18 protein-coding genes and 1 pseudogene are annotated in these 21,594 nt (G+C 74.6%); 16 read left to right on the plus strand and 3 right to left on the minus strand.

Features of this window, described 5'->3' with window-relative positions:
- Positions 1–377 precede the first annotated feature (377 nt).
- The 11 genes and pseudogenes from ACVWNX_RS27820 (at position 378) to ACVWNX_RS27870 (ending at position 14,366) form a co-directional block, all read left to right on the plus strand.
- Positions 378–2,036, plus strand: a complete 1,659-nt coding sequence (locus ACVWNX_RS27820) for a CTP synthase (protein WP_454410934.1) — start codon at positions 378–380, stop codon at positions 2,034–2,036.
- A gap of 195 nt (positions 2,037–2,231) precedes the next feature.
- Positions 2,232–2,858 carry an NUDIX domain-containing protein gene (locus tag ACVWNX_RS27825; RefSeq protein WP_454410935.1) on the plus strand — a complete coding sequence of 209 codons (627 nt, stop codon included), beginning with the start codon at positions 2,232–2,234 and terminating at the stop codon, positions 2,856–2,858.
- A gap of 178 nt (positions 2,859–3,036) precedes the next feature.
- A pseudogene (locus tag ACVWNX_RS27830) lies at positions 3,037–5,043 on the plus strand (tetratricopeptide repeat protein); the annotation flags it as partial.
- Between the two features lie 853 nt (positions 5,044–5,896).
- Positions 5,897–7,012: an alanine dehydrogenase gene (gene ald, locus ACVWNX_RS27835; protein ID WP_454410936.1), complete on the plus strand. Its 1,116-nt coding sequence runs from the start codon at positions 5,897–5,899 to the stop codon at positions 7,010–7,012.
- Between the two features lie 431 nt (positions 7,013–7,443).
- Positions 7,444–8,607, plus strand: coding sequence for a ParA family protein (locus ACVWNX_RS27840; protein WP_454410937.1), 1,164 nt, complete (start codon positions 7,444–7,446; stop codon positions 8,605–8,607).
- Positions 8,592–9,251 (plus strand): hypothetical protein, encoded by a 660-nt coding sequence (locus tag ACVWNX_RS27845; protein ID WP_454410938.1) that lies wholly within the window; start codon positions 8,592–8,594, stop codon positions 9,249–9,251. Before ACVWNX_RS27840 ends, ACVWNX_RS27845 begins: the two co-directional genes overlap by 16 nt.
- 187 nt (positions 9,252–9,438) lie before the next feature.
- Positions 9,439–10,458: a segregation and condensation protein A gene (locus ACVWNX_RS27850; RefSeq protein WP_454410939.1), complete on the plus strand. Its 1,020-nt coding sequence runs from the start codon at positions 9,439–9,441 to the stop codon at positions 10,456–10,458.
- Positions 10,455–11,108, plus strand: coding sequence for an SMC-Scp complex subunit ScpB (gene scpB / locus ACVWNX_RS27855; protein WP_454410940.1), 654 nt, complete (start codon positions 10,455–10,457; stop codon positions 11,106–11,108). The genes ACVWNX_RS27850 and scpB overlap by 4 nt, the downstream gene beginning before the upstream one ends.
- A complete protein-coding gene (locus ACVWNX_RS27860) occupies positions 11,108–12,202 on the plus strand; it encodes a pseudouridine synthase (protein WP_454410941.1) in 1,095 nt (364 codons plus the stop codon). Before scpB ends, ACVWNX_RS27860 begins: the two co-directional genes overlap by 1 nt.
- A gap of 350 nt (positions 12,203–12,552) precedes the next feature.
- Entirely contained in the window at positions 12,553–13,320 is a 768-nt protein-coding gene (locus ACVWNX_RS27865) for an NUDIX hydrolase (protein ID WP_454410942.1), read from the plus strand.
- Complete coding sequence (locus ACVWNX_RS27870; protein ID WP_454410943.1) at positions 13,317–14,366, plus strand: ADP-ribosylglycohydrolase family protein; 1,050 nt, start codon at positions 13,317–13,319, stop codon at positions 14,364–14,366. The genes ACVWNX_RS27865 and ACVWNX_RS27870 overlap by 4 nt, the downstream gene beginning before the upstream one ends.
- 47 nt (positions 14,367–14,413) lie before the next feature.
- Here ACVWNX_RS27870 and ACVWNX_RS27875 read toward each other — a convergent pair whose 3' ends face one another.
- Entirely contained in the window at positions 14,414–15,112 is a 699-nt protein-coding gene (locus ACVWNX_RS27875; protein WP_454410944.1) for a nucleotidyltransferase domain-containing protein, read from the minus strand.
- Between the two features lie 182 nt (positions 15,113–15,294).
- Here ACVWNX_RS27875 and aroH point away from each other — a divergent pair, with 182 nt between their 5' ends.
- From aroH to der, 5 genes are all read left to right on the plus strand, one after another.
- On the plus strand, positions 15,295–15,657 hold the full coding sequence (aroH, locus tag ACVWNX_RS27880; protein WP_454410945.1) for a chorismate mutase: 363 nt from the start codon (positions 15,295–15,297) through the stop codon (positions 15,655–15,657).
- A complete protein-coding gene (locus tag ACVWNX_RS27885) occupies positions 15,654–16,748 on the plus strand; it encodes a prephenate dehydrogenase (RefSeq protein WP_454410946.1) in 1,095 nt (364 codons plus the stop codon). Before aroH ends, ACVWNX_RS27885 begins: the two co-directional genes overlap by 4 nt.
- A gap of 168 nt (positions 16,749–16,916) precedes the next feature.
- Positions 16,917–17,636 (plus strand): (d)CMP kinase, encoded by a 720-nt coding sequence (gene cmk / locus ACVWNX_RS27890; RefSeq protein ID WP_454410947.1) that lies wholly within the window; start codon positions 16,917–16,919, stop codon positions 17,634–17,636.
- On the plus strand, positions 17,564–18,292 hold the full coding sequence (locus tag ACVWNX_RS27895; RefSeq protein WP_454410948.1) for a lysophospholipid acyltransferase family protein: 729 nt from the start codon (positions 17,564–17,566) through the stop codon (positions 18,290–18,292). Before cmk ends, ACVWNX_RS27895 begins: the two co-directional genes overlap by 73 nt.
- Positions 18,293–18,365: 73 nt before the next feature.
- Positions 18,366–19,841, plus strand: a complete 1,476-nt coding sequence (gene der / locus ACVWNX_RS27900; RefSeq protein WP_454410949.1) for a ribosome biogenesis GTPase Der — start codon at positions 18,366–18,368, stop codon at positions 19,839–19,841.
- A 25-nt stretch (positions 19,842–19,866) separates the two neighbouring features.
- Here der and ACVWNX_RS27905 read toward each other — a convergent pair whose 3' ends face one another.
- Both ACVWNX_RS27905 and ACVWNX_RS27910 read right to left on the minus strand, forming a co-directional pair.
- Positions 19,867–20,331, minus strand: coding sequence for a hypothetical protein (locus tag ACVWNX_RS27905; protein ID WP_454410950.1), 465 nt, complete (start codon positions 20,329–20,331; stop codon positions 19,867–19,869).
- A gap of 221 nt (positions 20,332–20,552) precedes the next feature.
- Positions 20,553–21,341 (minus strand): hypothetical protein, encoded by a 789-nt coding sequence (locus ACVWNX_RS27910; protein WP_454410951.1) that lies wholly within the window; start codon positions 21,339–21,341, stop codon positions 20,553–20,555.
- Between the last annotated feature and the right edge of the window lie 253 nt (positions 21,342–21,594).

Genomic DNA, 21,594 nt, shown 5'->3' on the forward strand with positions numbered 1-21,594 from the left:
TTTGCGCCAAGCGGGTGAGCCCCCGGAGCGTGTCGTACCACCGTCGTACGGCCCGCCCCGGCCGCCGTCCGCCGGGTGGCGGGCCACGGGGGCCCGCGCCGGAGGACGGTTTCCCGGGCCCGCGCCCCCGGGTACGGCGCGGGCGGTCTCCTCCCGCGTTCCCCGTGTCCGTTCCGTGGCGACCCGGACGCGCACCGTGGCCGGGAGCGGGGCCGCCGGGTCGCTGATACCCTGGTAGCCCGTGGACCGGTGGGCTCGCGAGAGTCCGCAGCGACAGCGACGAGACCCCCGAACCGCAGCGCAGGCACCACCCGATTCTTCCGGGCCGGGCGCCGATCCGCATCTCAGACAGCGACCACGGGAGCCCCCTCTTGGCCATGCCGAACCGATCCGCGACGTCCCCGACGACCAAGCACCTCTTCGTCACCGGAGGGGTCGCCTCCTCCCTCGGCAAGGGCCTGACGGCCTCCAGCCTGGGCGCGCTGCTCAAAGCGCGGGGCCTGCGGGTCACCATGCAGAAGCTCGACCCCTACCTGAACGTCGACCCCGGGACGATGAACCCGTTCCAGCACGGCGAGGTCTTCGTCACCAACGACGGAGCCGAGACCGACCTCGACATCGGGCACTACGAACGCTTCCTCGACGTCGACCTCGACGGCTCGGCGAACGTCACCACCGGACAGGTGTACTCGCAGGTCATCGCCAAGGAGCGGCGCGGCGAGTACCTGGGGGACACCGTCCAGGTGATCCCCCACATCACCAACGAGATCAAGCAGCGCATCCGCCGCATGGCCACCGACGACGTGGACGTCGTCATCACGGAGGTCGGCGGCACGGTCGGCGACATCGAGTCGCTGCCGTTCCTGGAGACGGTCCGCCAGGTCCGTCACGAGGTCGGCCGGGACAACGTCTTCGTCGTCCACATCTCGCTGCTGCCCTACATCGGCCCGTCCGGCGAGCTGAAGACGAAGCCGACCCAGCACTCCGTCGCCGCGCTGCGCAACATCGGCATCCAGCCCGACGCCATCGTGCTGCGCGCCGACCGCGAGGTGCCCGTCGCGATCAAGCGCAAGATCTCCCTGATGTGCGACGTGGACGAGGCCGCCGTGGTGGCCGCGATCGACGCCAAGTCGATCTACGACATCCCCAAGGTGCTCCACACCGAGGGCCTGGACGCCTATGTCGTCCGCAAGCTGGACCTGCCGTTCCGCGACGTGGACTGGACGCTCTGGGACGACCTGCTCGACCGGGTCCACAACCCCGAGCACGAGGTCAACGTCGCGCTCGTCGGCAAGTACATCGACCTCCCCGACGCCTACCTCTCGGTCACCGAGGCGCTGCGCGCCGGAGGCTTCGCCAACCGGGCCCGGGTCAAGATCAAGTGGGTCACCTCCGACGACTGCCGCACCCCCGAGGGCGCGGCCCGTCAGCTCGGCGACGTCGACGCCGTCTGCATCCCCGGCGGCTTCGGCGACCGGGGCGTCAGCGGCAAGGTCGGCGCGATCCAGTACGCCCGCGAGAACAAGGTGCCGCTGCTCGGCCTCTGCCTGGGCCTCCAGTGCACCGTCATCGAGGCGGCCCGCAACCTCGCCGGGATCCCGGACGCCAACTCCACCGAGTTCGACCCGGCCACCGGCCACCCGGTGATCTCCACCATGGCCGAGCAGCTGGACATCGTCGCCGGCGAGGGCGACCTGGGCGGCACCATGCGGCTGGGCATGTACCCGGCGAAGCTGGCCGAGGGCTCCCTGGTGCGCGAGGTGTACGACGGCAAGGAGTACGTCGAGGAGCGCCACCGCCACCGCTACGAGGTGAACAACTCCTACCGCGTCGAGCTGGAGAAGAAGACCGGGATCCAGTTCTCCGGCACTTCCCCGGACGGCAAGCTCGTGGAGTACGTCGAGTACCCGCGCGAGGTGCACCCCTTCCTGGTCGCCACCCAGGCGCACCCGGAGCTGCGGTCCCGTCCGACCCGTCCGCACCCGCTCTTCGCGGGTCTGGTCAAGGCGGCCGTGGCGCGCAAGACCGCCGAGTGACCAGGGTCCCGTCGGCACCGGGCGTCCGTCGCGCGCGCGACGGCGCCGGCGCGGCGACGGGACCGGACGCCCCCGCCCCCTCGGGGCGAGGGGCCGCCCGTACCCGCCACTGACAGGCGATACGGTGAACGACCGGGGCGCGTGCTTCACGGCACGCGCCCCGGTCGTTCACGTACCACGGGAGGAAACACGGCGATGACCATCAAGGACACCCCGCAGGAGTGGGAGATCCGGGACAGCCGCACGCCGTTCACGGGCAACAAGACGGCGGTCCGCACCGACGACGTGGTCATGCCCGACGGCTCGGTCGTCCACCGCGACTACCAGGTCCACCCCGGCTCGGTCGCCGTCCTCGCCCTCGACGACCGGGACCGGGTCACCGTCATCAACCAGTACCGCCACCCCGTGCGGCACCGGCTGTGGGAGATCCCGGCGGGCCTGCTCGACGTCCCCGGTGAGAACCCGCTGCACGCGGCCCGCCGCGAGCTGTACGAGGAGGCCCACATCGAGGCCGGGGACTGGCGCGTCCTCACCGACGTCTACACCAGCCCCGGCGGCTGCGACGAGTCGGTGCGCGTCTTCCTCGCCCGTGAGCTGTCCACCGCCGGGGGAGAGCGGTACGCCGTCGAGCACGAGGAGACCGACATGACGGTCACCTCCGTCCCGCTCGCGGAGCTCGCGCGCGGCGTCCTCGCCGGGGAACTCCACAACAACTGCCTGGTCGTCGGGGTGCTCTCGCTGATCGCCGCCCGGGCGGGCGACGGCCTCGACGCGCTGCGCCCCGCCGAGGCGCCCTGGCCCGCCCGCCCCTTCGACGTCTGACGGCCCCGGCCGCTCCCCCGGCCCGTCCGGTCGGATCAGCGGATGATCCGATCGGGCGACCCGTCCGCCCCGCCCGCCGTGCTCCCCGGCCTTCGTCGCAGAGCGTGAACTAGGCTCTGAAAGCACCCCGTCCGGAGCCCCGGCGGGCACCTGCGCGCAGTGGAACGGGAGTGGGCCCGTGACGGACCAGGCGGTGGACACCGGCCAGACGAGGCTGTCCGCGGACGGACGTCCCCCGACGGCCTCGGACGACCTCACGGACAGTCAGTTCCTCGGCCGTACGAGGGAGTTGAAGGAACTCCGGGCCGACATCGAACGCGCCGGACTGGACACCCTGGCCGGACGCAAACCCCCCAGCGCGCGGGTGCTGCTGATCGCGGGACGCCCCGGCTCGGGCCGCACCGCCCTCGCCGGGGAACTCGTCCGCCGGGTCGCCCACCGTTACCCCGACGGAGTGCTCAGCGCCCGGCTCACCGACCCCGACGGCACTCCGGTGCCCACCGAGCGGGCCGCCCGCGCCCTCCTCGACGACCTCGGCGTCCCCGCGCCCGCCGGAGCGCCCCCCGAGGACCTCACCGCCGAGCTGCGCGCCGCCCTCGCCGACCGGCGCGCCCTGCTCCTCCTCGACGGCGCCACCGACGCCGAACAGGTCGACGAACTCCTTCCGCCCACCCCCCAGGGCCTGGTGATCGCCGTCACCGAGCGCCCCCTCACCGGCCTCGCCGACGTCCGGCCCTGCACCCTCGGCGGCCTCGACACCAAGTCCGCCGTGGAACTGCTCACCCGCTGGACCGGCTCCGTCCGGGTCACCGTCGACCCGCGCGCCGCCGAGGGGCTGGTCGAGGAGTGCGGCGCCCAGCCCGCCGCACTGGTCCTCGCCGGGGGCTGGCTCGCCGCCCGCCCCCAGGTCTCCCTCGCCGACCTCGCCCGGCGGCTGCGCGCCCGGGGCGACGAAGGACCAGCCCTCGCCCGGGTCTTCCAGCACGCCTACGAGGCCCTGCCCGCCCCGTCCGCCCGGATACTGCGACTGCTCGGCCTCACCCCCGGCGGCCTCGCGGACCCGCACACCGCCTCCGCGCTCGCGGGCTGCTCGGTCTCCGCCGCCCGCGCCCTCCTCGACGACTTCACCGCCCTCGGACTGCTCCACCGGGTGCCCTCGCCGCTGCCGCAGTACCGGGTGCCCGACTGCCTCGCCCCGCTGCTGCGGGCGCGCAGCGAGGCCGAGGACCGGCCCGGCGAGGTCCAGCTCGCCCGGGCCCGGATGCTGGAGCGCACCGTGCGGCTGCTCCAGTCCTGCCGGGCGATCACCCAGACGGATGACGCGCTGGCCCAGAGCAGACTGGCCGGACTGCCGCGCGCGCTGCGCTTCCCCAGCCCCCGGGCGGCCGCCGACTGGCTGCGGCTGCGCCGTCCCGCGCTGCTCGCCGCCGCCCGCGCGGCCGTCGCCGACGGACAGCTGGACACCCTGGCGCGCCGGCTGATGGCCGCGCTCACCCGCGCCCTCGTCGCCCACGAGGGGGCCGTCTCCGCCGCCGCCGACCTGTACGTCATCCACCGGCTGGTCCTCGACGTCGCCGAGCGCCGCGACCTGCCGCGCGAACAGGCCGCCGCCCTGCTGAACCTGGCCGACCTGGACGCCCGCGCGGGCCGGACCCGGGAGGCCCTGGTCCGCTACCGGGCCGCGCTGGACGCCGGACGCCGGGCCCGCGACCCGTACGCCACGGGCCGCGCGATGGAATCCGTCGGCGGGGCCTACCAGGAGCTGGGCGACTGGCACCGGGCCGCCGACTGGTACGGGCGGGCGCTGGCCCAGCGGCTGGCCCGCGACGAGCGCGAGGACGCGGCCCGGCTGCACGGCCGGATCGCCGGGGCCCAGACCTACGCGGGGCGCTACGGGGACGCCCTGCGCAACTGGCGGTCCGCGGTCTCCGGCCACCGCCGGGCCGGGGACACCCAGGGGGTGGCCCGGGCGCTGAGCGAGCTGGCCCGGGTCCAGGAGTACGCGGGCCGTCCGGAGGAGTCCCTGGGGACCTGCCGGGAGGCCGTCGAGTGGGCCCGCCGGGCCGAGGACGCCCGGCTCCAGGCGGCGCTGCAACTGCGGCTGGCGGACACCCTCGACCGCCTCGGGGAGACCTCCGCCGCCCGGCTGCACCGGGGCGCCGCGGACCGGATGCTGGGGGAGGACCGGGAAAGCGACGGCCGGGGCGCCGTCCCCTCGTCCGAGGACGGGGAGGGGGACGGCCCGGGCGCCGGTCTCCGGCCCGGGGACCGGCCGCACCGGCCGGAGCCGCGCGGCGGAGCCGTGGCCCCGGAGGCGGAGCCGCCGACCGGGGACGGGGCGCGGGGCCGGGCCGACGCGGCGGATCAGGCCGGTCCGGCGGGGCGCACCGGTCCGGCGGGGCGTACCGGGGCGGCGGACCGTGCCGGGGGCGTCAGCGGGGCCGATCGCACCGAGGGGGCCGACCGCGTCGGCGGGGTCACCACGGCCGAAGCGGCGGACCCTGAGCATCAGGCCGCCTCCGCCTCCGCCTCCGCCTCCGCCACCGGCCCGGACGCCGACCCGGGCACCGGCCCCACCGCCCCCCGCACCGGCCCCACGGTCCCGGACGGCGACGCGGTCCCGGCCGACGGTCCGGTGCCCACGACGACGGATTCCGAGCGGCCCGGCGCCGGGTCCGGACGGGTGGCCGCCGCCGGGGAGGGGACGGGTCCGGAGGGCGGGGCGGACGGGGTTCCGGAGCCGTCCGGGGCCGGTGGGAGCCGGGTGCCGGTGCGGTCGGCCGAGGCGGTCGGCACCGTCCCGGCCGAGGCGTCGACCAGCGGGAACGAGGCGGAGCCCCTCAGGGAATCACCCGTCCCGACCTACGAAATCCGTAGTGCATCCCGCAAGGATTGATGCTTTGGAAGGCTAGACAGCGGGAAATCCTTAATTAGACTGGCTCTGCCGCGTCCTTCGTGGTGCCTCCCGGTATGCCCCCGTGTGCCCGGGTGTGTCGTGTGTTACCCGAAACCCTCTGAGCCAAGGACCGTGATCGACGATGAAGGTCGGCATCCCCCGCGAGGTCAAGAACAACGAGTTCCGCGTCGCCATCACCCCCGCCGGTGTGCACGAGCTGGTCCGCAACGGCCACCAGGTCGTCATCGAGCGGAACGCCGGAGCGGGCTCCTCGATCACGGACGCCGAGTACGTCGCCGCCGGAGCGGAGATCCTCGGCACCGCCGACGAGGTGTGGGCCGCGGCCGACCTGCTGCTCAAGGTCAAGGAGCCCATCGCCGAGGAGTACCACCGCCTCCGCAAGGACCAGACCCTCTTCACCTACCTCCACCTGGCCGCCTCCAAGGAGTGCACCGACGCCCTCGTGGAGTCCGGCACCACGGCCATCGCCTACGAGACCGTCGAGCTGCCGAACCGCGCGCTGCCGCTGCTCGCCCCGATGTCCGAGGTCGCGGGCCGGCTCGCCCCGCAGGTGGGCGCCTACCACCTGATGCGCCCGGTCGGCGGCCGCGGTGTGCTGCCCGGCGGCGTCCCCGGTGTCGCCGCGGGCAAGGCCGTCGTCATCGGCGGCGGGGTCTCCGGCTGGAACGCCGCGACCATCGCCATCGGCATGGGTTTCCACGTCACCCTCCTCGACCGGGACATCAACAAGCTCAAGGAGGCCGACAAGGTCTTCGGCACCCGCATCCAGACGGTCGTCTCCAACTCCTTCGAGCTGGAGAAGGCGTGCCTGGACGCCGACCTCGTGATCGGCGCGGTGCTCATCCCCGGGGCCAAGGCGCCCAAGCTGGTCACCAACGACCTGGTGTCGCGGATGAAGCCCGGAAGTGTCCTTGTCGACATCGCGATCGACCAGGGCGGTTGCTTCGAGGACTCGCGTCCCACCACGCACGCCGAGCCGACCTTCCCGGTGCACGGCTCGGTCTTCTACTGCGTCGCCAACATGCCCGGCGCGGTGCCCCACACCTCCACCTACGCGCTCACCAACGCGACGCTGCCCTACATCGTGGAACTGGCCAACCGGGGCTGGGCCGAGGCGCTGCGCCGTGATCCCGCGCTGGCCAAGGGCCTCAACACCCATGACGGCAAGGTCGTCTACCGCGAGGTCGCCGAGGCCCACGGCCTGGACCACGTCGAACTGGACTCCCTGCTGGGCTGAGTTCCCGCCCCGCCGTCCGACGCGCCCGACGCCCGACGCGCGCCGCCCGTTGCCCGGCGCGCGGTCAACGGGCGGCGCGCGGGCTCACGCGTACGGCCGGACCCTTCACCGGGGGTCCGGCCGTACGCGTGTCGCCGGTGTGGATCGCGCCACTGTGCGAACCCCCGTGCCGTGTTCGCGTGTTCCGTGCCCGGGCGCCGGACGACTCGCCTGGAACGTCATGCTTCGACCGCTTCGTACACCTGCGAAAACCGGTTCCGGTCAGCCGTACGCCCTTGACATCGACGGGTTCCGATGCCGACACATCGCGCCGGGTCCGGTGGATTGTGTTGCTGCGGAGCGGTGACACGCCATAGAGTCGCCAAACGTCGGCATGGTGCCACGCTGACCTATCTAGAAGTTCCCTGGTCACCAAGGAGGTAAGACGACTTGTGAATGAGTCGACATTTACTCCCGGGGGTGGTCAGCCGGGAACCCCCGTGCGGGGCCTGGGCCCCTCCGGGTTCGAGGCTGTCGGCTCGGTCGCTGTCCGCACCTTCGCAGCCCACCAGAGTCCGCACCGGATCCAGACAGCACCCCCGAGCATGGATGGCCCTCACGTGAACGCCACGGCCGGCGGCCGAAGCGGCGGCAGCCACTTCGCCGACTACGACGACCTGCCCGAAGGGCACTTCTACGACCCGGACGCGGAGTACGAGCCGGATCCGGAGTACGCGGCCACGCTCGCGCCCGACGCGGCGCGCCAGCGCCGGGAGCGGATCGGCCCCACCGGCCGTCCGCTGCCGTACTTCCCGATTCCGGGTCCGCTGACCGAGCACGGCCCCGCGAAGATCATCGCGATGTGCAACCAGAAGGGCGGCGTCGGCAAGACCACGTCGACCATCAACCTGGGTGCCGCGCTCGCCGAGTACGGCCGCCGGGTCCTCCTCGTGGACTTCGACCCGCAGGGCGCCCTCTCGGTCGGCCTCGGGGTGAACCCGATGGAGCTGGACCTGACGGTCTACAACCTGCTCATGGAGCGGGGCATGGCCGCCGACGAGGTCCTCCTCAAGACGGCCGTCCCGAACATGGACCTGCTGCCCAGCAACATCGACCTGTCGGCCGCCGAGGTGCAGCTCGTCTCCGAGGTCGCCCGGGAGTCCACGCTCCAGCGCGCGCTCAAGCCGCTGATGGCCGACTACGACTACATCGTGATCGACTGTCAGCCCTCGCTGGGCCTGCTGACGGTGAACGCGCTCACCGCCGCGCACAAGGTCATCGTGCCCCTGGAGTGCGAGTTCTTCGCGCTGCGCGGTGTCGCCCTGCTCACCGAGACGATCGAGAAGGTCCAGGAGCGGCTCAACCCGGAGCTGGAGCTCGACGGCATCCTCGCCACCATGTACGACTCCCGTACGGTGCACAGCCGCGAGGTCCTCGCCCGGGTGGTCGAGGCGTTCGACGACCACGTCTACCACACGGTGATCGGCCGCACGGTGCGCTTCCCGGAGACCACCGTCGCGGGCGAGCCCATCACCACGTACGCCTCCAACTCCGTGGGCGCCGCCGCCTACCGCCAGCTCGCCAGGGAGGTGCTCGCCCGGTGTCACGCCGAGTGAGTCTGCCCGGAGCCGACGAGTTGTTCCGCACCACCGGGGGGACGGCGCTGCAGTCGTCCTCCCCCCGGCGCCCGGCGGGCGAGCCGCGGGTGCCGGGTCCCGCCGACGGCGAGGACCCCGCCGAGGAGGGCGTCCCGCCCCAGGACGGGTCACGGCGGTCCGAACGGATCCCGGGGCGCCGGGAGGCACCGGCGCCCGGTGAGGGCGGCGAGCACACGGCCGCCGGGGCCGACGGGGCCGAGTCCCGGACCCGGGGCGCCGAGCGCCCCTCCGACGACCTCGACCAGCCCCTGGTGCGGTCCGGACGCCGGACCCCCCAGGAGGGCTCGGGCGGAACGTCCGGCAGCCCGTCCGGAACCGGCCGGGGCGCCGCCGCGGCGGGCGCCACGGGGTCGGCCAAGCGGCGCGGACGGACCGCGACCCGCAGGCCCAGCGGACGCGAGCGCCACGACGAGAAGATCACCGTCTACGTCTCCGCCGAGGAACTGATGGACCTGGAGCACGCCCGGCTGGTCCTCCGGGGCGAGCACGGACTCGCGGTGGACCGGGGGCGGATCGTGCGGGAGGCGGTGGCCGTCGTGCTCGCCGACCTCGAAGCGCGGGGCGACGCGAGCATCCTGGTGCGGCGGCTCCGTGGTCGGTAGCCCTCGACGGGGGCGACGCGTTCTGGGTACGGGCCCCGGGGGTGGGGAGCGGGCCGTGGACCCTTCGGCGGAACCGGTCGGTCCGGTGTCCGCGGTGCCGGTGTCCGGCGAGCCTTCCGGCGCGGAGACGGATCCGCCCGTCCCGCCGCCCGAGGCCGTTCCGACCGGAACGGACCACCATCCGACCGTGACGGACCGCGAGCGGACCGGAACGGATGACGAGCGGACCGGAGCCGACCACCAGCGGACCGGGACGGACCACCAACCGACCGTCACGGATGACGGGCCGACCGGTGACGACCCGGCCGGGGCCGGGGACGGCCGGGAGGAGAAGACCGCCGACGGCGGCTTCCGGGTCCGGCTGGCGAACTTCGAAGGGCCCTTCGACCTGCTCCTCCAGCTCATCGCACGGCACCGGCTGGACGTGACCGAGGTCGCGCTGTCCCGGGTCACCGACGAGTTCATGACGTACATCCGCGGCCTGGGCCCGGACTGGGACCTCGACGAGACCACCGAGTTCCTCGTCGTCGCGGCCACCCTCCTCGACCTCAAGACGGCCCGGCTGCTGCCCGTCGCCACCGTCGAGGACGAGGCGGACCTCGCGCTCCTGGAGGCCCGGGACCTGCTCTTCGCCCGGCTGCTCCAGTACCGCGCCTACAAACGGATCGCCGAGATCCTCGCCGACCGTCTGGAGGGCGAGGCGAAGCGCCTGCCCCGGACCGTCGGACTGGAGCCGCACCACGCCGAACTGCTGCCCGACGTGGTCATCGGCGTCGGGGCGGAGGGCCTCGCCCGGCTCGCGGCCCGGGCCGAGCGGCCCCGGCCGGTGCCCCAGGTGTACGTGGACCACGTGCACGCCCCGCTGGTGAGCGTGCGGGAACAGGCGGCCGTCCTGGCCGGCCTGCTGCGCGCCCGGGGCCGAGCGAGCTTCGCGGAGCTGATCGAGGACACCCGGGCCGACGGCGACACCCTCACCGTGGTGGCCCGCTTCCTGGCGCTGCTGGAGCTGTACCGGGAGAAGGCGGTCGCCCTCGACCAGGAGGCCGCCCTCGGCGAGCTGCTGGTGCGGTGGACGGGCGGCGACGGGGACGGCGTGCCCGGGGTGACCGACGAGTTCGACCGGCCCCCGGCGGCGGACGGGACGACGAGCGGCGACGACACCGGTGCCGGACGAGGGTCCGGCACCCGGACGGGGAGTGCGGTGTGAACGGACGGGACGACGGCCTCCCGGGCGGAGCGGCGGAGCTGGAGCTGCGGCCCGCGCTGGAGGCGGTGCTGATGGTGGTCGACCAACCGGCCACCGAGGAGCACCTGGCGAAGGTGCTGGGACGCCCCCGGCGCCTGATCGCCGACGCCCTGCGGGAACTGGCCGACGAGTACACGGTCCAGGGCCGGGGCTTCGAGCTGCGGCTGGTCGCGGGCGGCTGGCGCTACTACACCCGTCCCGCGTACGCGGCGGCGGTCGAGGGCTTCGTCCTGGACGGCCAGCACGCCCGGCTCACCCAGGCGGCGCTGGAGACCCTGGCGGTGGTCGCCTACCGGCAGCCGGTCTCCCGTTCCCGGGTCTCGGCGGTGCGCGGGGTCAACTGCGACGGGGTGATGCGCACCCTCCTCCAGCGCGGGCTGGTCGAGGAGGCGGGCACGGAACCCGAAACAAGTGCGATCCTGTACGGGACGACGCACTACTTCCTGGAGCGGATGGGCCTACGCGGCCTGGACGAGCTTCCCGAGCTCGCGCCCTTCCTCCCCGAGGCGGCGGCGATCGAGGCGGAGACGCAGGAGGGCGTACCGTCGTTCGATCCGGACGCACCCGAATCCGGGACCTTCGAGCACGCAGACGACAAGACGGAACTTTGATGCGAAGCAGCGGCAGCGGCAGCGGCAGGAACAGCGGACGCGGTAACCACCGCGGCGCGGGCAATCAGCGCGACGACAAGCAGCAGCGCGCCGGGCGGCCCCGCCCCGAGGAGCGCCGCTACCCGACGGGCGGCTCCGGCGGCGGATCGGGCACCGGAGGCGCGGGCGGGGGCGACGCCCGCAAGGGCCGGGGCGCGACCGCCCGCGGCGGCGCCAAGGGCGGCCCCAAGCAGTCCCCCCAGGCGCGGGGCGGCCGGACCGCCCCCGGGCGGTCCCGGGAGTACGAGGCCCGGGCCGAGGAGCGCAACCGGGAGCGGTACGCCGAGAAGGAGAAGAAGGCCGCGCCCCCCAAGACCTTCCCCGGCGCGGAGCAGGAGGGCGAGCGGCTCCAGAAGGTGCTGGCCCGCGCGGGCTACGGCTCCCGGCGCGCCTGCGAGGAGCTGATCGAGGACGCCCGGGTGGAGGTCAACGGCGAGATCGTCATGGAGCAGGGCCTGCGGGTGGACCCGGCGAAGGACGAGATCAAGGTCGACGGGCTGACCGTGGCCACGCAGGCCTACCAGTTCTTCTCGTTGAACAAGCCCGCCGGGGTCGTGTCGACCATGGAGGACCCCGACGGCCGTCAGTGCCTCGGCGACTACGTCACCAACCGGGAGACCCGCCTCTTCCACGTGGGACGGCTCGACACCGAGACCGAGGGCGTGATCCTGCTCACCAACCACGGCGAGCTGGCGAACCGGCTGGCGCACCCCCGGTACGGCGTGAAGAAGACCTACCTCGCGCACATCGTCGGCCCCATCCCGCGCGACCTGGGCAAGCGGCTCAAGGACGGCATCCAGCTGGAGGACGGCTACGCCCGCGCCGACCACTTCCGGGTGGTGGAGCAGACCGGCAAGAACTACCTGGTCGAGGTGACCCTGCACGAGGGGCGCAAGCACATCGTGCGGCGGATGCTCGCGGAGGCCGGGTTCCCGGTGGACAAGCTGGTCCGGGTGGCCTTCGGGCCGATCACCCTGGGCGACCAGAAGTCCGGCTGGCTGCGCAGGCTCTCCAACACGGAGGTCGGCATGCTGATGAACGAGGTCGATCTGTAGACCCGCCGGGTGGGCGGGGCCCCAGCAGGGCGTCCCCCCTCCTCACGAGGCCGGGTCCGGAGTCTCCGGGCCCGGCCTCGGCGCGTTCCGGCCGCCGTGACGTGGGAAAGCGGCCGGAGGGGCTTGTCGTCAGGGCGACGGAATATTTATAGTCGACCTGACCAATAAAGGGGCGGGGTCCGTCCCGCGGCGGCCCGTGCCACCGCGTCCGCGCGCCCGCCCCGGTCGCCGCCGCCCCGCCGGGGCCGGTGGACCGGGCCCACGGGGGTGGTCCGGGTTCCCGGCCCCGGGGGACGACGGGCCGCGGCGCCGTCGAGCGGGCGTCACCGAGCGATTCCCGGAGGGCCGTCATGAGCACCCGTCCGCACCGGCCGGAGGACCCCGTCCCCCAGGCGCCCGCCCGGCCCCCCGAGGGGTACGACAAGCACGCGTTCGAGCCCTTCGCCGTCACCGTCGACCTCGCCGTCCTCACCGTGCGCGCCGGTACCCTCCACGTCCTGCTGGTCGAACGCGGCCAGGAGCCCCACCGGGGACGCTGGGCGCTGCCCGGGGGCTTCGTCCTGCCGCACGAGTCCGCCGAGACCGCCGCCCGCCGCGAACTCGCCGAGGAGACCGGGCTCTCCACCACCGGCTTCCACCTCGAACAGCTGCGGACCTACAGCGAACCCGACCGCGACCCCCGGATGCGGGTGGTCTCCGTCGCCTACACGGCACTGGTGCCCGGACCGCCCGAACCGCGCGGCGGCGGTGACGCGGCGCGCGCCCGCTGGACGCCCGCCGAGCACTGCGGACCGCTCGCCTTCGACCACGACCTGATCCTCGGGGACGCCCGCGACCGGATCGGCGCCCGGCTGGAGTCCACCTCGATCGCCACCGCCTTCTGCCCGCCCGAGTTCACCCTCGGCGAGCTGCGCGGGGTGTACGAGGCGGTGTGGGGGACCCCGCTGGACCCGGCCAACTTCCGCCGCAAGGTCCTCGCCGCCCCCGGCCTGGTCCGTCCGGTCCCCGGCGCCGCCCGGCTCACCGGCGGCCGGGGCAAACCCGCCGCCCTCTACCGGCCCGGCACCGCCACCGCCCTGAACCCGCCCCTGACCCGCCCGGAAGGACCGCGCGCATGACCACCACGTCCACCGCCCCGCCGCCCGCCCCGGCCCCCGGTCCCCGGCGGCCCGCCACCGGAGCCCTCCTCGGCCTCGCCCTCGGGGACGCCCTCGGCTTCCCCACCGAGTTCGACGACGTCCCGGCCATCCTCGCCAAGTGCGGCCCCTGGCGCGCCATGGAACTCCCGGCCCCGGCCTTCATCACCGACGACACCCAGATGACCCTCGCCCTCGCCCGGGGCACCCGCACCGCGCTGGAACGCGGCACCCTCGGACCGCTCCGGTTCACCCGGCCGGTACGGGAGGAGTTCGTGGAGTGGTACCGGTCGCCCGAGAACAACCGGGCCCCCGGCCGCACCTGTCTGACGGCCTGCGCCCTCCTCAAGGACGAGCGGCGGGCCTGGCAGGACGCCAGCCAGCTCCACTCCAAGGGCTGCGGCGCCAACATGCGGGTCGTGCCCCTCGCCCTGGTCCCCGGCCTCGACGACGAACAGCGCGCGGGCGCCGCCCAGCTCCAGGCGGCCCTCACCCACGGCCACCCCACCGCCCTCGCCGCCTCCGACCTCACCGCGCACGCCGTACGGCTGCTCGCCCAGGGGACCCGGCCGGACGGACTCCTGGCGCTGCTGCGCTCCTACGCCGCCGAGCAGCGCCCGCGCTACCACGAGCGCTGGCTCGGCGATCTGTGGCGCCGGGCGGGCGACCCGTCCCCCCGGGCGTTCGCCGCGCGCGGCTGGGACGAGTGCGCGGCGGCCCTGGACCGGGTCGGGGCCGCCCTGGACGCCCCCGACCCGGAGGGCGATCCCTGTCTGGCCACCGGGGAGGGCTGGATCGCGGAGGAGGCGCTCGCCACCGCGCTGCTGTGCTTCCTGCTCTTCCCCGCCGACCCCGTCACCGTGCTCCGCCGGGCCGCCTGCACCAGCGGCGACTCCGACTCGCTGGCCTGCCTCGCCGGGGCCCTCGCGGGCGCCCACCACGGCCCGGACGTCTGGCCCGCCGCCTGGGTGGAGCGGCTGGAGCACCGGGACGAGCTGCTGGCCTTCGGGACGCTCTGGGACGGCTGACGTCGGCATCAGCCCCGGGTCGGACCGGGCCGCTACCGGACCGGCCGCTACCGGGCCGCCCCGGCCGAGCGGGCCCGCACCGAGACCAGGAACGCCTCGACCCGGTCACGGTCCGGCTCCGGCGGCAGCGGGCTGTCCGGCAGCGCCTCGGCGGCCTGCGCGGCGAGCCGCTCCATCCGGGCCTCCACCCCGGCCCAGGGCACCTCGCCGCGCCGCACCGCGAGCAGCGCCTCGCGCTCCGCCCCCACGTCGACGGTCAGCGTCCCGGTGCGCAGCAGGTCACGGCAGGAGCGCAGCAGCCGCAGCATGTGCATGGCGTGCTTCCAGCGCGGCGCGCCGTGCCGCCGGACGTCCGCCGCCAGCCGGTCGCGCTGGGCGTTCGCGTACCCCGTGAAGGCCGGGTACGCCCGCCGGGACAGGAACGCGTCCCGCAGGTCGAGCAGCGCCCGCCCGGTGTCGTCCGCGTACTCCACGAGGGGGGAGTGCAGACACTCCAGGATGTTCGGGTTGGCCCGCAGCGCCAGCTCGCAGAAACGCTCCAGCTCCCAGCTGAACCGTTCCTCCTCAGGGCCCTCGACATGGGTGGGCGGCTTGTCGAAGCGCCAGAACAGCGGCGTCGGCGCGACGTACACCCCCCGCCGGTCGGTGTCGCTGCCCTCGGTGGCCAGCCCGAAGGCCCGCGACCCCATCACACAGGAGTAGACGGTGTGCTCGCGCACCAGGTGTACGGGGTCCTCGACGGCCATGGCGCACAGCGTACGGGCGGGCCGGGACCGGCCGTCTCGGGGACCGGGCGCGGATGACCGCACCGGCCCGGGCTGACTAGGCTGGCCACGGGCCGGTGCGCGTCCCGGCGGCCCCACGACCACGCGGCGCCCCGCCGGACCCCGGCTCCGGCGGCGGAACGGAAACCGAAGAGGAGCAGACGGTGGCGGTACGAGCGGTCCGAGGGGCCGTCCAGCTGGAACGGGACGAGGCCGGACACATGGACGAGCGCGTCGCCGGGCTGCTGGAGGCGGTCCTCGAACGCAACGGCCTGACCCCCGAGGACCTGATCAGCGTCTGGTTCACCGCCACCCCCGATCTGCGCAGCGACTTCCCGGCCGCCGCCGCCCGGCGGCTCGGCATCACCGACGTCCCGCTCATCTGCGCCCAGGAACTCGCCGTCGAGGGCGCGATGCCCCGGGTGGTCCGGATCCTCGCGCACATCGAGACCGAACTGCCCCGCTCCGCCGTCACCCACGTCTACCTGGGGGCCGCGGCCGCCCTGCGCAAGGACATCGCCCAGTGAGAACCGCACTCGTCATCGGCACCGGCCTCATCGGCACCTCCCTCGCCCTGGCCCTCACCGGCCGGGGGGTGACCGTGCACCTCGTGGACCACGACCCGCAGCAGGCCAGGACCGCCGCCGCGCTCGGCGCCGGGACCGACGAGCCGCCCACCGGTCCGGTCGACCTCGCGGTCGTCGCCGTGCCGCCCGCCCATGTCGCCGCCACCCTCGCGGACGTCCTCGGCCGGGGCGCCGCCCGTGGCTGTCTCGACGTGGCCAGCGTCAAGGGCGGGCCGCGCCGCGAACTGGAGGCGCTCGGCGTCGACCCGGCGCACCTCGCCCGCTACATCGGCACCCACCCCATGTCCGGCCGGGAGAAGTCCGGTCCGCTCGCCGCGACCGAGGACCTCTTCGAGGGGCGGCCGTGGGTCCTCACGCCCACCCCGGACACCGACACCGAGGTCCTGAACCTGGCGCTGGAGCTGGTGGCGCTCTGCCGGGCGGTGCCCGTCGTCATGGACGCCGACGCCCACGACCGCGCGGTGGCGCTGGTCTCCCACATGCCGCACCTGCTGTCCAGCCTGGTCGCGGCCCGGCTGGAGCACGCCGAGGAGTCCGCGGTCCGGCTGAGCGGCCAGGGCATCCGGGACGTCACCCGGATCGCCGCCTCGGACCCCCGGATGTGGATCGACATCCTGTCCGCCAACCCCGGCCCGGTCGCCGATCTGCTCGCCGAGGTGGCCGGGGACCTGGACGCCACCGTCCGGGCGCTGCGGGAGCTGCAGTCCGCCGACGGGGAGAAGCGGCGCGCCGGAAGCGCCGGGATCGAGGCCCTGCTGCGGCGCGGCAACACCGGCCAGGCCCGGGTGCCCGGCAAGCACGGCACGGCGCCCGCCGTCTACGAGAGCGTGGTCGTGCTGATCGGGGACCAGCCGGGCCAGCTCGCGCGGATCTTCGCGGACGCGGGGGCGGCCGGGGTGAACGTCGAGGACGTCCGCATCGAGCACGCCACCGGACGCCAGGAGGGCCTCGTCGAGCTGGTGGTCCTGCCGACGGCCGCGCCCGCGCTCACCGCGGCGCTGCGCGAGCGGGGCTGGGCGATCCGCCCCTGAGACCGGGTGGGCCGGGACGCCGCGTCCCGGCGGCCCGGCCCACCCTCCCGCCCGCCGCCACGGCGCCCGCCGGGTGCTGGCCGGGTGCCCCCGCCGGAACAAGTAACCTTGTCCGGGGCCGTTCACCGCCCCGGACCGAGCCGTCACACCCCCTCTGGAAGGTGCCCCGTGGAAACCGTCGCCGGAACCACCGCAGTCATCGTCGCGATCGACGGTCCGTCCGGCACGGGCAAGTCCAGCACCTCCAAGGCCGTCGCCGCCCAGCTCGGCCTCAGCTACCTGGACACCGGCGCCCAGTACCGGGCGATCACCTGGTGGATGGTGCACCACGGGGTCGACGTCACCGACCCGGCCGCCGTCGCCGCCGTCGCGGACAAGCCCGAGATCGTCTCCGGCACCGACCCGGCCGCCCCGACGATCACCGTCGACGGCACCGACGTGGCGGGCCCGATCCGCACCCCGGAGGTCACCTCCAAGGTCAGCGCGGTCAGCGCGGTGCCCGAGGTCCGCACCCGGATCACCGAGCTGCAGCGGACCATCGCCGCGTCCGCCGAGGGCGGCATCGTCGTCGAGGGCCGGGACATCGGCACCACCGTGCTGCCCGACGCCGACCTCAAGGTCTTCCTCACCGCCTCCCCGGAGGCCCGTGCGGCCCGCCGCAGCGGCGAGCTGAAGGGCAGCGACGTCAAGGCCACCCAGGAGGCGCTGGTCAAGCGGGACGCCGCGGACTCCAGCCGCAAGACCTCCCCGCTCGCCAAGGCCGCCGACGCGGTCGAGGTCGACACCACCGACCTCACCCTCCCGCAGGTCATCGAGTGCGTCGTCACCCTGGTCCAGGAGCGGCGCGGCGGTCAGGTCCTCGTCGACGGCGGGCGGGCGGGCCGGTGACCGACGCCGGAGCGGGGGTCCCCTCGACCCGGAGCGCCGACGTCGGCCGCCGGATCGGGGTCGGCCTGATGTACGGGCTGTGGAAGCCGCGCGTGCTGGGCGCCTGGCGGGTCCCCGTGACCGGTCCGGTGATCCTCGCCGTCAACCACTCCCACAACATCGACGGTCCGATGCTCATGGGCACCGCGCCCCGGCCCGTGCACTTCCTGATCAAGCAGGAGGCGTTCGTCGGCCCGCTCGGACCCTTCCTGGAGCGGATCGGACAGCTGAAGGTCGACCGCTCCACCGCCGACCGCTCCGCGATCACCCGCGCGCTCGGGGTCCTGGAACGGGGCGGCGTCCTCGGGATCTTCCCGGAGGGCACCCGGGGCGAGGGGGACTTCGCCTCGCTGCGCTCCGGGCTCGCGTACTTCGCGGTGCGCTCCGGCGCCCAGGTCGTCCCGGTCGCGGTGCTCGGCAGCACCGAGCGCCGTGGCCGTCTGATACCGGGGCTGCCCCCGCTGCGCGGCCGGGTGGACGTCGTCTTCGGCGCCCCCTTCCGGGCCGACGACGGCAGCGGCAAGCGCACCCGCACGGCGCTGGACGCGGCGACCGCCCGTCTCCAGGAGCGCCTGACCACCCACCTGGCCGACGCCAGGCGGCTCACCGGCCGCTAGGCGACACTTGAGTAGTGGATCACCCGGAACGGGCCGGTCCACCGATCACCACGATGAACGAGGTACGGACGTCATGAACGAGCACACTCCCTCCGGGGCCACGGACGACGGGCACGACCACGGGGCCCTCGGGGACGCCGAGTACGCGGAGTTCATGGAGCTCGCCGCCGAAGAGGGCTTCGACCTGGAGGACGTCGAAGGCGCGATCGAGGAGGCCGGACACGGTCCGCTCCCGGTCCTCGCCGTCGTCGGCCGCCCCAACGTCGGCAAGTCGACCCTGGTCAACCGGATCATCGGCCGCCGCGAGGCCGTGGTCGAGGACCGGCCGGGCGTGACCCGGGACCGCGTCACCTACGAGGCCGAATGGGCCGGGCGCCGCTTCAAGGTCGTCGACACCGGCGGCTGGGAGCAGGACGTCCTCGGCATCGATGCCTCCGTCGCCGCCCAGGCGGAGTACGCCATCGAGGCGTCCGACGCGGTGGTCTTCGTGGTGGACGCCACGGTCGGCCCCACCGACACCGACGAGGCGGTCGTCCGGCTGCTGCGCAAGGCGGGCAAGCCCGTGGTGCTGTGCGCCAACAAGGTCGACGGTCCGAGCGGCGAGGCCGACGCGACCGCGCTGTGGTCGCTGGGCCTCGGCGAGCCGCACCCGGTCTCCGCCCTGCACGGCCGGGGCACCGGCGACATGCTGGACGCGGTCCTGGAGGCGCTGCCGGAGGCCCCCGCGCAGCGCTTCGGCACGGCGCTCGGCGGCCCCCGCCGGATCGCCCTCATCGGTCGCCCCAACGTCGGCAAGTCCTCGCTGCTCAACAAGGTCGCCAACGAGGAGCGGGTGGTCGTCAACGAGCTGGCGGGCACCACCCGCGACCCGGTGGACGAGATCATCGAACTCGGCGGCATCACCTGGAAGTTCGTGGACACCGCCGGTATCCGCAAGCGGGTCCACCTCCAGCAGGGCGCCGACTACTACGCCTCGCTGCGGACGGCCGCCGCCGTGGAGAAGGCCGAGGTCGCGGTCATCCTGATCGACGCCTCGGACACCATCAGCGTCCAGGACCAGCGCATCGTCACCATGGCGGTGGAGGCGGGCCGCGCGATCGTGGTCGCCTACAACAAGTGGGACACCCTCGACGAGGAGCGCCGCTACTACCTGGAGCGGGAGATCGAGACGGAGCTGGCCCAGATCGCCTGGGCGCCCCGGGTGAACGTTTCGGCGCGCACCGGCCGTCACATGGAGAAGCTGGTCCCGGCGATCGAGACGGCCCTGGCGGGCTGGGAGACCCGGGTGCCCACCGGACGGCTGAACGCGTTCCTCGGTGAGCTGGTGGCCGCCCATCCGCACCCGATCCGGGGCGGCAAGCAGCCGCGCATCCTCTTCGGCACCCAGGCCGGGACCAAGCCCCCGCGGTTCGTGCTCTTCGCCTCCGGCTTCATCGAGCACGGCTACCGGCGCTTCGTGGAGCGCAGGCTCCGCGAGGAGTTCGGCTTCGAGGGCACCCCGATCCACATCTCGGTCCGGGTCCGCGAGAAGCGCGGCCGCAAGAAGTAGCCCGCTCCCCGCGCCGGAGGCCCGCTCAGGGCTCCCGGCGCCGGGCGGGCGGCAGCGCGGTCGGCGGAACGGGCCGCCCGCGCTGCCAGACGGGCACCATCCCGACGGGCGGCCGGTCGTGCCGCTCATGACGGGCCCAGGGGTCCTGACCGGGACGGTGCCGGGGGTCCGGGACCGTCCCGGCCCGGGGAGCCGTGGCGTACGCGCCCGCGGTGAACCCCGGGGGCGGGGCGCCGTACCCGGAGGCGTGCCGGGGCTCGGCGCCGTGCCGGCCGTCGTGGCCGTACCGGCCGTCGGCGGCGTAGCGGGTGTCGGAGCCATGACGGGTGTCGGGGCCCGCGTACCGGGCGCCGTCGGCCAGCGGGCCGTGCGGCCCGGCGCCGAAGGCGGTGAACCGCGTCCCCTCCTCGCCGCTGCGGTCCCCGGGCAGGGCCCGGAAGAGTCTGCGGTACTCGGCGCAGAGCGCGTCGTAGATCGGGGTGGCCGACACCGTGTGCAGCGGGTCCCGCGCGACACGCGCGGACGGGACGGGGCGCTGCCCGAAGGGGCGGAGGACAGGGTCGTCAGGGTGCACGAACTGCCAAACGACCCCGGGCCCCGACGGATGCGGGCCGGGGTCGCGGTTTCCCGGGGCCGGAGCGCGGTGCCCCGGCGCGCGCGGCGCCCGGGTCACGGGCCCGGTGGGGTCAGTACCGGGCCCGTGACGGGGGGTCAGGTGCCCGCGAGCGGCATCGCGCAGGCGACCAGACGGCCGTCGGCCGCGGCCTTGTCCAGCGCGTCGCGCAGCAGGTCCTCGCGCGGCTGACGGCCGATGGAGCCGACGGGGGCGGCGAACACCAGTACCCGCTGCGACTTGTTGGCCTCGGCACGCCAGCCTTCGGTGACCTGGAGCGGCTGGTGCGCCTGCCACCAGGCGACGGGCTGACCGCCGCCCGGGCCGGGCTGGAGCACCGCGTGCAGCTTGCCCGCCGCCAGCAGCACCGACCAGCCGGGCAGCACGGCGGGGGCGGTGTTCACACTGCCCACCGGCTGGAAGCCCTGTTCGGCCAGCAGGGAGAGGAACTCGTCGCCGTGCTCGCCGGGGGTTCCGGCCCGGGCGATGGGCGCGGTGGGCTCCACGACCAGGGCGGGGTGCAGATCCCCTCCGACCAGCACCAGTCCGCTGGTGATGCCCAGGACGGCCTGCTCCGGCGCGCCGGGCTCGCGCGCGGGCGGCGCGCCCTCCTCGCCGGTGATGGAGCGGACGGCCCCCTTCAGCTCGTCCTCGCCGACCCGGACGATCTGCGAGGGGAGGCAGTGGGCGTGGGCGAAGGCGAGGACGGCGGTCTCCTCGCCGATGAACAGGACGGTGCTGGTGCGCTCCCGTTCGGAGTCGCCCGGGGCGCGGCAGGACGTGCAGTCGTAGCCGCCCGGGGCGTTCTCACCGGCGAGCAGTCGGTCGGCTTCTGCGTCACCGATCTCGGCGCGTACGTCATCGCTGACGTCGAGCATGCGCGGCACGGGGGCTCCTCGGTTCTCGTACGTGCGGCGCCGGGTGGCGCCCGGCTCGAACCGGGCGGTTCCCGGCCGATGGGCCGGGCGGTCCCCGGCTCATGTCAAGGACAACGGGGAAGCCTCGGGCGGGGTCACGCCCCCAGGGGAACGGAATCGCACCATCCGGCGCGGAGCGCGAGCCGACGGGGGAGTCCGGTCGCGCCCGGTCAAGTGGGTTGGGCGTCAACCGAGTTGGCCCGGTGAACCGCGTCACGGTCCG

It is taken from the genome of Streptomyces sp. JNUCC 64, assembly GCF_054484115.1.